Source organism: Lacrimispora sanguinis, assembly GCF_044987295.1.
Lineage (GTDB): Bacteria > Bacillota > Clostridia > Lachnospirales > Lachnospiraceae > Lacrimispora > Lacrimispora celerecrescens_B.
The window spans coordinates 5,263,306-5,277,896 of sequence record NZ_CP173277.1; the positions used below are offsets into that span (position 1 = coordinate 5,263,306).

The 14,591-nt window shown below is 52.1% G+C and carries 8 protein-coding genes and 1 riboswitch; all 8 genes read left to right on the forward strand.

Going from position 1 to position 14,591, the window contains the following annotated elements:
* Positions 1-330: 330 nt before the first annotated feature.
* The 8 genes from ACHZES_RS24625 to ACHZES_RS24660 all read left to right on the forward strand — a co-directional run bounded on the left by ACHZES_RS24625 (position 331) and on the right by ACHZES_RS24660 (position 14,454).
* Positions 331-2,328, forward strand: a complete 1,998-nt coding sequence (locus tag ACHZES_RS24625) for a clostripain-related cysteine peptidase (RefSeq protein ID WP_395547461.1) — start codon at positions 331-333, stop codon at positions 2,326-2,328.
* 129 nt (positions 2,329-2,457) lie between these two features.
* Positions 2,458-3,159 carry a lipoprotein gene (locus ACHZES_RS24630; RefSeq protein WP_395547460.1) on the forward strand — a complete coding sequence of 234 codons (702 nt, stop codon included), beginning with the start codon at positions 2,458-2,460 and terminating at the stop codon, positions 3,157-3,159.
* Between the two features lie 119 nt (positions 3,160-3,278).
* Positions 3,279-3,833 carry a LemA family protein gene (locus tag ACHZES_RS24635; protein WP_395547459.1) on the forward strand — a complete coding sequence of 185 codons (555 nt, stop codon included), beginning with the start codon at positions 3,279-3,281 and terminating at the stop codon, positions 3,831-3,833.
* A gap of 8 nt (positions 3,834-3,841) precedes the next feature.
* Positions 3,842-5,527 (forward strand): DUF2207 family protein, encoded by a 1,686-nt coding sequence (locus ACHZES_RS24640; protein ID WP_395547457.1) that lies wholly within the window; start codon positions 3,842-3,844, stop codon positions 5,525-5,527.
* A gap of 15 nt (positions 5,528-5,542) precedes the next feature.
* On the forward strand, positions 5,543-6,469 hold the full coding sequence (locus ACHZES_RS24645) for a DUF4428 domain-containing protein (RefSeq protein WP_395547456.1): 927 nt from the start codon (positions 5,543-5,545) through the stop codon (positions 6,467-6,469).
* Positions 6,470-6,507: 38 nt separating this feature from the next.
* Positions 6,508-6,687 carry a hypothetical protein gene (locus tag ACHZES_RS24650; protein ID WP_395547455.1) on the forward strand — a complete coding sequence of 60 codons (180 nt, stop codon included), beginning with the start codon at positions 6,508-6,510 and terminating at the stop codon, positions 6,685-6,687.
* On the forward strand, positions 6,684-13,373 hold the full coding sequence (locus tag ACHZES_RS24655; protein ID WP_395547454.1) for an S-layer homology domain-containing protein: 6,690 nt from the start codon (positions 6,684-6,686) through the stop codon (positions 13,371-13,373). Before ACHZES_RS24650 ends, ACHZES_RS24655 begins: the two co-directional genes overlap by 4 nt.
* Positions 13,374-13,465: 92 nt before the next feature.
* Positions 13,466-13,554, forward strand: a riboswitch (cyclic di-GMP riboswitch).
* Positions 13,555-13,962: 408 nt separating this feature from the next.
* Positions 13,963-14,454: a sigma factor-like helix-turn-helix DNA-binding protein gene (locus ACHZES_RS24660; protein ID WP_395547453.1), complete on the forward strand. Its 492-nt coding sequence runs from the start codon at positions 13,963-13,965 to the stop codon at positions 14,452-14,454.
* Positions 14,455-14,591: the final 137 nt, after the last annotated feature.

Sequence of the window (14,591 nt, forward strand, 5' to 3'; positions counted from 1 at the left end):
GGCGTGCGCCGAGCCGCCGCCCAGTGGCGGCGTCCGGCTTGCGGGGATTCATTCCCTGCAAACGTATTCAATTGCAAGGGGTCCCCGCACGATCCGCAGATCGTGCGGGGTGGAATTGATGACAAAGCCCAGCGAAGCGGGTTTGTCATCAGCCTAAACCGCTCACGGAAAACTCCGTGGGCGGTTTTGCTGTGTCTAAAATCATGTTTCATGTCGGAAAAATCATGTTTCATGCAGCGGACGGTTTTCAGCGGCGAATTTTGATAGAGTGAGCAGGAAGGCAAAAGGTTTTATTTCATTCAATCAGCAACCATTACGAGGAGGTTTCCAATGAAGAAAAAAATAGTATCATTTTTGCTTGCGCTTGTCATGCTATGTGCCCTGCTCTCAGGCTGCGGCAGCAATGAGGATCTAGAAGCGTTTCACCCTACCCAGGGCTTGACGCTCAGCAATCCAAGCGGCGACACATGGACGGTGCTGGTTTATTTATGCGGCACCGACTTGGAGACAAACGGCAGCTTTGCCTCCATCAACCTACAGGAGATGGCACTGGCCGCCCAATCTGAACAGGTGAACGTACTGGTTCAGACCGGCGGCACACAGGCGTGGGCGATTGACGCAATCGATCCCGGTCAGCTTCAGCGGTGGCGTGTGATTCCCGAAAGCATCAAGCTGAAGGACAGCCAGCCCCTCGCCAGCATGGGGGCGGCGGAAACCCTGGGCGACTTCCTGAAATGGGGCGTTGCAAACTATCCCGCAGACAAATATATGTGTCTGCTGTGGGATCACGGCGGCGGCAGCGTAGCGGGTATTGCGGCGGACGAGTTAAACGGCGGCGATATGCTCAGTCTCAAGGAGCTGGCACAGGGCATCGGGATGGCCGGGGTGCAGTTCGAGCTGGTCGGCTTTGACGCTTGCCTCATGTCCACCATGGAAACAGCGGCGGCAGTAACGCCCTATGCCCGGTACATGGTGGCCTCACAGGAGCTGGAACCCGGCACCGGCTGGGATTACACCGACTGGCTCTCCTATCTGGCCGAAGAACCCACCGCCGACGGCCTTGCCGTAGGCAGTCGCATCTGTGACGGCTTCTATGCCAAGTGCGCCGCAGGCGGCAGCGAGAGTATGGCGACGCTGGCCGTGACCGATCTCTCTAAAATTCCGGCGCTGGCGGCAGCCTTCAACAATATGGCTGCCGAAATGAAGGGCTATACCGCCGAAACCGATAAGCTCCGTCCGCTCACCCAAGCCATCATGAAAGCGGAAAACTATGGCGGCAACAACGATGGCGAGGGCTATACCAACATGGTGGATTTGGGCGACCTGACGCTTGGTGCGCAGGGTGTTCTCACAGAAACCGGCGACACGCTGATGGCTGCGCTGCATGAAGCGGTTCCATACGCCGTGGCGGGGCAGGCAAGGCAAAGGGGCAACGGATTGTCTATTTATATGCCTCTTGCCATGACACCTGACGAGCTCGACCTTTACGCAAATATTGCAGCTACCAGCGGAGAGTATCTGCGCTTTTTGGAGGGTTTGTTCGATTGGACAGTACCCGCCGGCGTGAAGGTCAATCAGCCCATCTATCCCTCTGCGGGAAATACCGCCACCGGGGAACAGATTTCTGTTGACAATGTGGCATCGGCTGAAACACTGGAGCAGGGCAGCTACACCGTGGACTTTTCCACCCAGATCACCGAGGATGGCTCCATTCTGCTCACCTTTAACAGCGGTGCGGAAATCGTCAGCACCGTTGCCTTCGACCTTTATTACCACGATGAGGACAGCAATTCCCTCTGGTATTTGGGGAGCGACTTTGACATCAATCAGGATGACGGAGGTACCCGCTTCTGGGACAACTACCGCAATGTCTGGACGATCATCAATGACAATCTCTGCATGATGGTGGCACTTAGCTTTACCGACGACTACATCCTTTACACCGTACCCGTACAGGTGAACGACAATCCTACCAACCTGCGCATGCTCTACCATCGGGAAAGCGGCGAGTACGAGGTTATCGGCACATGGGATGGCATTGACAGCGAAACCGGTATGTCCAGCCGCGAGGTAAAGAAGCTCATGGACGGCGACCGGGTAGAATTCGTCTTTGACGCCGCCAACATGGATACCGCCGAGGATGCCTCCTTTGTGGGCGGCGGCTTCACCGTCAACGGCCCTGTCGTTGCGGAGGAAGCGAACCTCTTTGATGGAGACTACTATTACCAGTATGAGATTACCGATATTTTCGGCAATACCCATCAAAGCGACTTTGCGGTGCTACACGTGCAAAACGGCGAAATCAGCGTTGAACTATTAACGCCGTAGCGCAAAATTCATGTTTCATGTCGAAAAAATCATGTTTCATGCAGCGGGCGGTTTTTGAATCGAGATTTTTGCTAAATTGAACACAAGGAAATATTCCTTACACACTACCTAAAAAATGGAGGATTTGAAATGAAAAAATTACTGGTACTTATGATGGCACTTGCTATGACACTGAGCCTTGCAGCCTGCGGTGGAGACGAGCCTGCTCCTTCATCAGCAGGATTTACAGCAGAGCAGCAAGCCCTCGCACAAAATTTTATGAGCATGGCGGAAGAATTTGATGCAATCGCTGACAAGGTGAATGCAAGCCCTGAGCTTTTGAGCGATGAAGAGCTTGTCACCGCCATGAACGAACTTGCCGATGAAATTATCAAGGCGGATGAATACTTTGCCAACCCCGAAACGCTCACGCCTGAGGTGATGGGAGCCCTGACGGTAGCCATTGATGTAGGACGCACATTCATCGCTGAAGCCAGCGCTGCTTTGGACGAAATTGAGGATGCAAAAGCCGCTTCGTTAGAAACGTCCATTGTTGTTCCCGTAGAGATTTTCAATGGGACAGGTGTTGACATTCACGCGCTTGCCCTTTCGCCTGCCAATGACAACAATTGGGGAGAAAACCTGATCACTGAGGTTATCAAGAATGGTGAAAAGGTGCAAGCAGAGCTTGTCTTCACCGCAGATACTCTTGTTTGGGATATTTTAGTGCAGGATGGCAGCGAAAATCAGTTAACCTTTATGGGCGTTGATTTTACGAATGCAAACGCAGATGGAGCTAAGCTATTCCTTGAGGCAACAGAGGGCGGAGACTATTTCGCTTCTGTTAATTAACAGCACAGCTATTGAAACAAACACAACCCTGCTGATGCCAGTAGCAATGCAGCTTGAAAAGTCGGCAGAAGCTTCTGCCGACTTTTCTCTAAAAACACTAAACAGAGGAGGACTTTATTATGTTGCCAACTTTCATCACAATCGCCGTAATTATTGCGGTCATTGTTCTATGGATCATCTCCACCCAGCGCAGACTGGTGGTGCTGGATGAGAATATCAGCAACGCCATGAGCCAGATTGGGGTGCAGCTTTCCAGCCGCTTTGACGCCCTGACGGCCCTTTTGGATTTGACCAAAGGCTATGCCAAGCACGAAAGCGAAACGCTGATTGAGACAATTAAATCAAGAAGAAGCGTCATCACGGCAAAATCCACACCGGATGAAGTCATGCGTCAGGAAGGGGTTATTTCCGAAGCTCTGAGCAGGATCGCCATGGTAACGGAGCAATACCCCGAACTAAAAGCAAACCAAACCTATATCAAAACCATGGATGCGGTACAGACCTTTGAAAACATGGTGCGTACCAGCCGCCTGATCTACAACGACAGCGTGACAAAATTAAACCGTGAAATCCGAATGTTCCCGGTATCTGCGATTGCCGGAATGCTGGGCTTTCGGCAAAGGGACTATCTGGAGGAGCAGGCATCCAAGGCGGATATGCCCAGCATGAAATGAGGTGCCCTATGCGAAAGAAAGTACATGGCCTGATTCTATGCTTTGCCTTATTATTTGCCCTCCCTTTCCCGGCTTTTGCGGCAAATCAGGTAAATACCATGGATATACAGGCGGTCATTTACGAGGACGGCTCCATGTATGTGACGCAGGTTTGGGAGGGCAACTTTGACGAGGGCACGGAAAGCTACATTCCCATGAACGCACCCGAAACCCTGACCATCAGCCAGCTTATGGTCTCCGACCAAAACGGGAGCTATGAAACCGTGACGGATTGGAATGTGGACGGGAGCTTTGAAGAAAAAGCAAGAAAATGCGGCATCCATGCGACCGACAATGGATATGAAATTTGCTTCGGCATTAGCAATTACGGACAAAACCGCTACGCCATTGAATACAAGCTGGACAATGCTGTGGGCGGTTACAGCGATAGGGACGGAGTAAACTTCCGATTTGTCAATGACGGCATGAACACCACCCCCACCGATGTGAAGGTGGAAATCCGGCTGGCGGACGGAACGCCCATCACAGATGAAACCGCCGACATATGGGGGTTTGGCTATGACGGGCAGGTGGAATTTTTAGACGGTGCCATTCTTGCCTACACGGAAAGTCCAATCTATCCCGAAAACCATGTGACGGTACTATTTTCTTTGGAGAAAGGAATCCTGTCTCCCTCACGGCAGGAACCGGGCAGCTTTGAGGAAGTAAAAGAAACTGCATTTTCAGGCAGCGATTACGATAGCACCGGTGAGGAAGTATCCACATTTGAGGCGATTGTCACGGTGCTTTTGTCCATCGGACTTCCCATCGGGCTGATGATTTGGTTTTTCAGGATGAAAAAGAAACGTGCGGAGAAAAAAAGGCAAAGATTCGCAGAGCGGTTCGGGTATTTTCGGGACATTCCCAATGACGGCAATCTGAGCGCAACCTATGCGTTAGGGCAACTGTTTGATGTTTGTGAGGACGGTGCGATTCTCGCAACGGGAATGCTGCGGCTGATTCAGCTTGGCTGCCTGTCCCCTGTGGAAACGCAGCAGGTCGGCTTGATGGGCAAAACCAAAGAAATGGTAAGCCTGCGGCTCATGGGCAGCAATCACGCCAACATGAACGAGTATGACGAGTACCTCTATACGGTATTGGAGGGTGCTGCCGGTTCGGATGCCATCTTGCAGCCAAAGGAACTGGAACGCTTCGCAAATCAGAATGACACGCTGCTTCGTGCCTATATAGAAAAGCAGGACAGCGCGGGCAGAGCCTATTTAAGTCAAAAGCACTGCCTGAAACGGTGGAACGCACCCGCCAAGCTCACCGACCTGACCCCTGCCGGGGAGCAGGAGCTGGGCGAGCTGATGGGGCTGAAACGGTATCTGATGGATTTCTCATTGATTGCCGAACGGGGTGTCAAGGAAATGCCGATTTGGAGGGAACTTTTGACCTATGCCATGCTCTTTGGCATTGCCGATCAGGTGGCGGAGCAGATGAAAGCACTGTACCCGCAAATTTCTAACCAGCTAACCGATTACACCCAGAGCATGGTGACCGCCTACTCTTATCACTACTTGCTTTACAGCAATATGAAAAAAGCCGAGGAGCAGCGTGAGCAGGAAAAACGCAGCGGAGGCGGCGGTGGATTTGCTTCCCTTGGCGGTGGCGGCGGCTCCATCGGCGGTGGCAGCGGCGGCGGAACAAGATAATCAATTACTACACATATGGAGGAAATACATATGGGCTTATTTTCTAAAAAACCCCCTTGCCCCATCTGCGGCGGCAAGATTTCATGGTTTCTGCCCACGAAAATCGAGGGTGAGTATATTTGTGATACCTGTCACGGCAAGCTGGATATGCAGACCGAGAAAGAACTGAATCTGACCATGCATGACTTTCGGGAATATTTGATGTTTTACGATCAAAACAAACTGCTGAAAGATCAGTTTGTGATTTCTGAAAAGATAGACTTCGGCCTTTGGGACACCAAAATCATCTTTGATTACCAGAACAAGTGGTTTTGTATGAGCAAACAACCGGACAAAACGGTATTTGAGGGCAGGCAATTGAAATCCTTTACCATCAGGGAGGACAACACGCCTCTGTTTGAGGGTTCGGCAGCGGGTATCCGCCGCTACGCCAGCACCGTGCCTGAGCGCACCATGGCCCTGGCATCCCAAATCTCCCAATTTATGATGAACAGGCAAGTAGCTCGTACCCTTGACAGACTGGATGACGGCAAGGTGAACCGAACAACAGAGACACCGAATTTCGATGTGCCGGAGCCTTTTCGGGCGTTTAACGTGGAGCTGCATTTCGACCATCCCTACTGGACGGTGATGAAATGCGATATGGACGGCCCCCGATTTAATGATACCCACCCTGATGTGAACGACTATCTTCGGGACTATCAGAACAGCGTGGCGGAAATCGAAAAACTGGTGGCGGCACTCCGGGCGGTTGCCTTTCCCAGTGCGCCGGAGCAGTCCGCCGGCCTTGGCCTGGTGGGGACACAGGCGGTATACACTGCCACTGCGGCGCCTCCTGCCGACGCTATCGAAGAAATTAAGAAATACAAGGGGCTCATGGAGGACGGTATCATTTCCCAGCAGGAGTTTGACGCCAAGAAACGGCAGCTCCTTGGGATTTGAAGAAAAATGCCCGATCCATGGGGAAAGGAGGGTATGGCATGACCTACGCCTGCGAGGACTGCGGCTTTTTATTCTGCCGGGTGGGAGCGGTAAAGGAATGCCCCGCCTGTGAGAAAAACCATATTCGCCCCGCCACTGAGGAAGAAGCCGATAGGCTACAGAAACTTTTGGAACAAGGAAAACCAACTTTACAAATCAAGGAGGAACAGACACTATGAATAAACGACTACTCAGTATGTTTCTTGCGCTGTGCATGGTAATGACCCTGCTGCCGGTATCGGCAATGGCGGAAGAAATACATACGCCGATTGGCACAAGCGGGGAAATCATCCGCTTTGCACCGCTTACAGAAACAGAAAAAACAGTATCACTGGGCACACCCAGCGAGGATTTGAAATTGCCCGAAACACTGACCGCCACAGTGCGGACAGCCTTGCCTTCTGCGGAGGATTCCGTGCAGGATTCCGGCAGCCCGGAAACGGCGACCCCCACAACGGCTGCCGAACCCGAATGGGAAGAAACCACCGTGGATATCCCCGTGAAGTGGGAATCCACACCGGCATACGACATGGACGCCGAGGGCGAGTATGTGTTTACCCCGGTGATAGGGGGCTATGACGTTCGTGCAGAGCTGCCGGAGATTACGGTGACGGTGGGCGAACTGCCGCCAATTGCAGCGCGCGGGTTGTTTACTCCCATGTCTGCCACAACCTACGACATTTGGGTGGGCGGCGTGCAAGTGACCGATATAAATAAGGGCGATGTGCTTGGTGCAGCAGATGGTGAAGGCGCAACTGTCATCTATGACAATAACACAAATACCCTTACGCTGAACGGTGCAACGATCACCGATGTGTACAACACGACAATAGACACTTACGATGCACAATGCGGCATCTACTCCAAAATCTCCAACCTAAAGCTGGTGGTGACGGGAACCAACGGCATAACCAGCACCACAAGTGAAACCAACAAATTCAGTTATGCCATCTATACCACCAATAAACTGGATATTTCTGAAAGCGGCAGCGGCAGCCTTACTGCCGTGAGCGACGGTGCATCCCTCAGCTATGGTATCTACAGTAAGGGGAGCCTCACAATCTCAAGCGGAACCATCACTAGTACTAGCAAGAGTAGCGGTGTCGCTTACTCAATTGGCATAGATGGACAGTCGATAGAAATTTTAGGCGGAGACGTGACCGCTACCGCCATCGGAACCACCGTCGGAACTGCACCCATAGGGATTCGGTCATCTACTGACATTAGCATTGCAGGAGGAAAGGCCACCGCTAAAGGAGAAAAGACCATCGCAAATGACCTCGATAGTCGGGGTATAAAAGGTAACGTGGTCGTTACAGGCGGCACGGTGACTGCCCAAGGTGCTACGCAGGCACTGGACGGAAGTCTGATGACCTCGGGCTATACGGGTTGCATCGTTACTGCAAGTACCAATGAGAACGGAACCTCCGCTGTTACATATGATGCGGCGAATCTTGCAAGCTATAAATACCTGAAGTTTGAGCCCTCGGCAGGTGTTACCGAGCAATTCACCCTCACCCCCGGCGGCACCTACTACTTTGACCTGTCCGGCGAAAAGAGCAATATTGGCACGGTCAACACCGCTCTGCCTGACACAACCCTGCACTATGTGCCCTTTACCTACGCGGGCACGGTGAATGCATATAGCCTTGACAGCACCAGCAGTGGCAACAAAGGCTCATCTGCGGCGGCAATTGCAACCGACCGCAGCCTGTTTGTGGGGGATTATCATATCGGCACGGAGATCAATTGGAACAGCTTGAACACAGCAAGCCTCATCTTTGGAAAACCCTTTGATACAAACTACACTCTGCGTTCCTTGAGTGCAGGGAGCAAATCAGCTGGCAGTGGTTCTGTGGGACAGCCGAATACCAACGAGTGGGATCAGATTTTGGATAAATCAGGTTCAACCGACAATACAACGGGCTGGATAAAAAATTGGAGAGAAATGTTCTCTTGGGCACAGGACACATCTACAGATGATGCGTCGAAACGCGCTCATTGCGGGTACTACTCGGCCCACTTCCGGAATTTCTCGTCGGAAGTCTTAGCGTACTGTGGCTTCCGCCCCGCCCTTGAAGTGCTGAACCCTGACACTCTGACCCCTGACGGATTGAAAGCGGTAACGCTGAACCTAAACGGCGGCAAGTTAAAGGACAGCACAGCAGACATCAACATCATCTGTGCGGGCGATGACTTCAAAGCGCCAAGCGGCGAGGGGTTGACGGCACCCACCGGTAAGACCTTTGACGGCTGGAAGGATTCAAGCGGTGCAACAACCTACGCTGTGGGTGCACATGTGCCCAATACCGTGACTGGCCTGACGGCACAGTGGGCGATACCTGCCACAGCCTACGACATATGGGTGGGAGAGGTTCAGGTGACCAGCGCCAACGCAAGCGATGTGCTTGGCGACGGAACGGTAAGCTACACACCAGCTGGGGGAGGCGCGGCCCAAACCCTTTCCTTGAAGGGTGCGAAGATTGGCGCAGAAAGCCAGTATCGATGGGATTCCACAACCGTTGTCAGCGCAAAAGCCTATGCTGCCGTCTATGCAAAAGAGAGCCTAAACGTTGTCTTGACTGGCAATAACAGCCTGACAGGCGGTTCTCAAGGCGCTGATAAGGACGAGAGCTATGGCCTGTATTGCGGCGGAGCTTTAACCATCACAGGTGGCGGAGCCCTTGAAGCGATTGGTGCGACAATGAACAAAACCAGTTGCGTCAGTTATGGTTTGTTTGTTAAAGGTACTTTAAGCATCGGTGATGGCACAACGGTAACCGCTCGCGGGGGAGATATAAGCGGCGGAAATGGTGTTAGTTTTGGCGTGTTTGGCAAAGACGGCGGGCTCACTGTCGAAAACGCAACGCTGACTGTTGCCAGCGGCACCGGATATAACAGTTTTGGTGTGCGGATCATGCAAGGGGATATCAGCATCACCAACAGTGATGTTACTGTCACCTCCGGCACTACATCCCAGTATAGCAGAGCTTTGGAAGCAGATGCTGGAAACATTTCGATTTCTGGCGGAACGGTATCAGCCAGCGCAGAAAATGGAGCCAGCCCGGCTTACTGCATAGCGATTTATGTTCCCGCTGGCAAGAATATTACAATCTCATCGAGCGCAGTGGTAACGGCACGGGCCGGTAGTGCAGGTTATGGCGGCCGCGCCATGAGTCAAGCCCCCAATCTGGACAGTTACGGCAGCGAGTATTATATAACGGCCAGCAGAGCCTATAACGGCGGCAGTCCCGAGACCTATAATGCGAGCAGTATAATCGACTATCGTTATCTTGACATGAGACAGAGAACCGCAACCCCGACTACCGGTACAACGAGTGCCAGCAAAAGCAGTGCATCCCAGAATAGCATCAGCTTCACGCTGACCAACAGCTCCGCTTATACAAGTGCTCTGATATGGAAGGTGTATTCCGGTTCGACCGGTCAAATCCTGGCTAACGGCGTGACGGCAACCAAGAGCGGCAATACCCTAACCCTGTCCCATGCAGTAAATATTCCTGCGGCGACCTACTACGTCGCTGTTACGGAAAGCGGTAAAGCAGAGAGCGGAAGATTGGCACTCACCGTGGGCGCATTTGTTCCCGCTTCCCTCACCGGCACGGCAACCATCAGCAACACAGCCCCAAGGATCGGCGATACCCTAACGGCTTCACTGGTTGGCGGCAATAATACCGGCACGCTGAACTATGTATGGAAAGCGGGCGGGGCCCAAGTTGGCACAGGTGCAAGCTATACGGTAACCGCAGCAAATTTTGGCGCGGCCATTACGCTGGAAATTACCTCAAGCGTGGAAACGGGAACAGTGTCCAGTGCACCTACAACAGCGGTGGCAAAAAAGGCGGCCCCGGCAGCGCCGGTAGCACCCACTCTTTTGCTTAAAACGAATAGCTATGTAATGCTGACGGCAAACAGTAATTATGATTTCTCTAAGGATGGCATCAACTGGCAAGCAGCCAATACGTTTACCGGTCTGAGTGCAAACACACCGTATACCTTCTATCAACGGTTCTCTGAGAAGTGGGATACAGAACCCTCAGCAGCCAGCGTAGGCTTCGAGGTGACAACCGACGCAGCTACCTACACCATCACAGCGAATCCGGCCAGCAAGAACTTCGGTTCACTGGCAACTGGTTACAGTGCTCCGGCAGCGCAGACCGTCACCATCACAAACACCGGAAACTCCAGTTTGGCGCTGACCCAGCCGAGCAGCACCAACTACACCATCGGCGCACTCAGTACCACCACACTGGCGGCAAACGGCACGGCTACCTTTACCGTTACACCGAAAACCGGACTCGCGGTGGGAAATTATAATGAAACCCTAACCGTAAGCACCGACCACAGCACCAACGCTACGGTAAGTTTAAGTTTCTCTGTAACCACGGTTCCTACCTACACCATCACAGCGAATCCGACCAGCAAGGATTTTGGTTCGCAGACAGTCGGCTACACTGCCCCGGCAGCGCAGACCGTGACCATCACAAACACCGGAAACTCCAGCGTGACGCTGACCCAGCCGAGCAGCACCAACTACACCATCGGCACACTCAGTGCCACCACGCTGGCGGCAGGCGGTACGGCTACCTTTACCATTACACCAAAAGCCGGCCTTGCGGTGGGGAATTACAATGAAACCCTGACCGTAAGCACCGACCACAGCACCAATGCTACGGTGAATTTAAGTTTCTCTGTGATGGCGGTTCCTACTTACACCATCACAGCCAATCCGACCAGCAAGAACTTCGACTCACTGGCAGTGGGTTACAGTGCCCCGGCAGCTCAGACCGTCACCATCACAAATACTGGAAATACCAGCGTGACGCTGACCCAGCCAACCAGCACCAACTACACCATCGGCGCACTCAGTGCCACCACACTGGCGACAAATGGCACCGCCACCTTTACCGTTGCTCCGAAAGCCGGTCTTGCGGTGGGCAATTACAATGAAACCCTGACCGTAAACACCGACCATAGCACCAATGCTACGGTAGAACTGAGTTTCTCTGTAACGGCGGTTCCTACCTACATTGTTACTTTCAACCCGAACGGAGGCACGGTCAGTGAAACATCACGCTCAGTTGCATCCGGCACAGCGGTAGGAACGCTCCCGACACCGACACGTTCTGGCAGTTACAGCTTTGACGGCTGGTATACGGCAGCAAGCGGCGGAACTCAAATCTCTGCAAGCACAACCGCCAGTGCAAATGTGACCTACTATGCCCATTGGACTTACACCGGCGGCGGTGGCTCTGGAAGCGGCGGCGGAAGCTCCTCAAACGACAACAGCAGCTCTGTCATCGTCACCCCACCCGCACCGGATAAGCCCAATTCACCTACACAGGGAGAAATCAAGGTTTCCGGCACAGTGGACAGTAAGAGCAATGTCACAGTGAACATTTCTGGCAAAACTGTGACCGATGCCTTTGAGAAGGCTCTGGCGGACGCCAAGAAAAACGGCAACGAGCAAAATGGAATCACGGTGATCCTCCATGTTGATACCGGCAGCAAGACCGGCTCTAATATTACGGTCAATCTGCCTAAGACGGTACAGGACACCATCATTGTGAAGAAAATTGTCAACACCATTGTGGTGGTGGACAACCCCGACATCCGAATCGGCATGAATTTGGCTACCGTGCAGGAAATTAACAAACAGGCAAAATCGGATGTCAACATCACTGCCACCCGTGGGGACAGTAGCAAGCTGACCGGTGATGCGAAAAAAGCCATCGGTAGCCGCCCGGTATTCGACCTCAAGGTGAACTACGGCAACGGCAAGGAAGTTAGCAGCTTCGGCACAGGCAGCGTATCGGTAACCATCCCATATACCCTCGGCGCAAATGAAAAGGCCGGGAATGTGCAGGCGGTCTATGTGGACGCCAAGGGCAAGGTACACTGGCTCACAAACTCAGTCTATGACAGTGTGGAAAAGGTACTGCGTTTCAGCACCGATCATTTTTCCACCTATGGCATCGGCTATAAACAGACTAACACCGCATTTACGGACATTGCGGCTCATTGGGCAAAGGAAGATATTGAGTTTATGGTGAGCCGTGGATTGTTCAGCGGCACTTCCAACACTACCTTCAGCCCGAGCACCGCCATGACAAGAGGAATGTTCGTCACCGCCCTCGGACGATTGGCAAATGCTGATGTGAGCGGCTACGCAAAGAGCAGCTTCACCGATGTGAAAGGCGATGCTTACTACATGGGCTACATTGAGTGGGCAAGCAAAAATAACATTGTAAATGGCACCGGCAACAACAAGTTTGCCCCGGATCAGTCCATCACCCGTGAGCAGATGGCGGTCATTATGAGCAACTACGCCAAGACTATCGGTTATACTCTGCCGAAGGTTCATGTAGAAAACATCTTTACCGATAACGCCAAAATCAGCGCCTACGCCAAAGATGCAGTAAAGCAGATGCAGATGGCAGGCGTAATCAGCGGCAAGAACGGCAACCTCTTTGACCCGCAGGGTACAGCCACAAGAGCCGAGGTGTCTGCTGTACTGCGCCGCTTTGTGGAGCTGGCGATTTCCAGCGATACCATGCAGGGCTGGACGAGGAACGATTCCGGCCAGTGGATGTACTACGAAAACGGCAAGCCCCTCACCGGGAAAAAGGAGATTGATGGCACGACCTATACCTTTGACCAATATGGTGTGACGGCAGATGCACCTAAAAACCTGCGGTACACCACCTACACCGTACAAAAGGGCGACAGTTTCTGGAGCATCTCCCGCAAGTTGAACTGCACTATGGCTGAATTGGAACGGCTGAACAACAAGAGCAGATTCGCCCTCATCCATCCCGGCGATGTACTCCAGGTGCCGGAGAAATAAACGGATGGCTCTCTTTCCAAAGACACCAAGGTAGGCGACTATGAAATTGGATCAGACTGTATGAGAAAAAGCAAGTAACCAAAACAACAGAATAGAGCCAAGGGCAAACCCGGTGAAAACCGGGGGCGCAAAGCTGAGGGTCTAAGGCGTTTTCGGACGTTATGATAGCCTGGCTGCCAAAAACCATGCGGAGCCTGCCCCCAACATATTGAGGGCAGGCTCCTTGTATATTTGTCGGTTTTTGTCATAGAAGCAGGGTATCTGGATACCAGCTTTCGCTCCAAACCGAGGCGAAAGGGGTATTCCTATGAGCATTCTGGATTTCTCTCCCTTGCGGAGGTGGAAATAAAGACGGCGCTGTCCGTACATATCATCTTTTACACATACAATTTTATAAGCCTACTCTAAAAAAGTCAGTATTTTGCTATGGGCAAAGTGCTGACTTTTTTTGTTCGACAAAACTCCTGCTTGTTTTACAATATATCCCATTTGCGGGCTCTTACAGTAACCTTTCTGCACAACCACGCTGCCGTTCCCCACCCTCCGATTTGTTTTCGCATATCAGCAAAACAGATCGGAGGAAAGGAACATGAAAAATTATAGGGACAGTGATTATGCCTTAAATAAGTTCAGCGAAGGCATTGTATATAAGTTTGCAGACCGCATTGTAGAAATCACGTTGGAGGACTACCTTGCGGAGAACCCCGGCAAGACGACACAGGACTTTTTGGAGCTGAAAGCCTTGTCGGATGAAATCTATCATGAGCAAGTCACACATGAAAATCGGACAAGCCGTTTGGATGTGAGCATCAATGGACTGGAGGAAACAGAGCAGCTTGCCGCACCGCCCCTTGATTTGGACTTGATACATAAAAACGATACCCAAAAAGCCAAGGAAGCCGCAAGGCGGCTGCTGGACAGTGGAGAATTGACAGAAATCCAGCGGCGCCGGTTTATTCTGCATTACTTCAGTGGTTTGTCTACCCGACAAATTGCAGAAAAAGAGGCAGTACACCAACGGGCAGTTTGGGACAGCTTGCAGTGGGCTTCAAAAAAATTAAAAAAATTTTTCTATGAATGACTCGTCACCCCCCTGTTTTTTTGACATTGGGTGAAAGGATTTTCTAATTTCTTTTCGCCTGAACATTGAAAACAGAATATGGGTGTGATGGGTACATCACCGGCAGGGGAAGCGACACGCCGGGACACGCCAAGACG

Coding starts and splice junctions, on each gene's coding strand:
- ACHZES_RS24645 (WP_395547456.1), top strand. CDS start 5,543: ATGGAGGAAATACATATGGGCTTATTTTCTAAAAAACCCCCTTGCCCC.
- ACHZES_RS24625 (WP_395547461.1), top strand. CDS start 331: ATGAAGAAAAAAATAGTATCATTTTTGCTTGCGCTTGTCATGCTATGT.
- ACHZES_RS24660 (WP_395547453.1), top strand. CDS start 13,963: ATGAAAAATTATAGGGACAGTGATTATGCCTTAAATAAGTTCAGCGAA.
- ACHZES_RS24630 (WP_395547460.1), top strand. CDS start 2,458: ATGAAAAAATTACTGGTACTTATGATGGCACTTGCTATGACACTGAGC.
- ACHZES_RS24635 (WP_395547459.1), top strand. CDS start 3,279: ATGTTGCCAACTTTCATCACAATCGCCGTAATTATTGCGGTCATTGTT.
- ACHZES_RS24655 (WP_395547454.1), top strand. CDS start 6,684: ATGAATAAACGACTACTCAGTATGTTTCTTGCGCTGTGCATGGTAATG.
- ACHZES_RS24650 (WP_395547455.1), top strand. CDS start 6,508: ATGACCTACGCCTGCGAGGACTGCGGCTTTTTATTCTGCCGGGTGGGA.
- ACHZES_RS24640 (WP_395547457.1), top strand. CDS start 3,842: ATGCGAAAGAAAGTACATGGCCTGATTCTATGCTTTGCCTTATTATTT.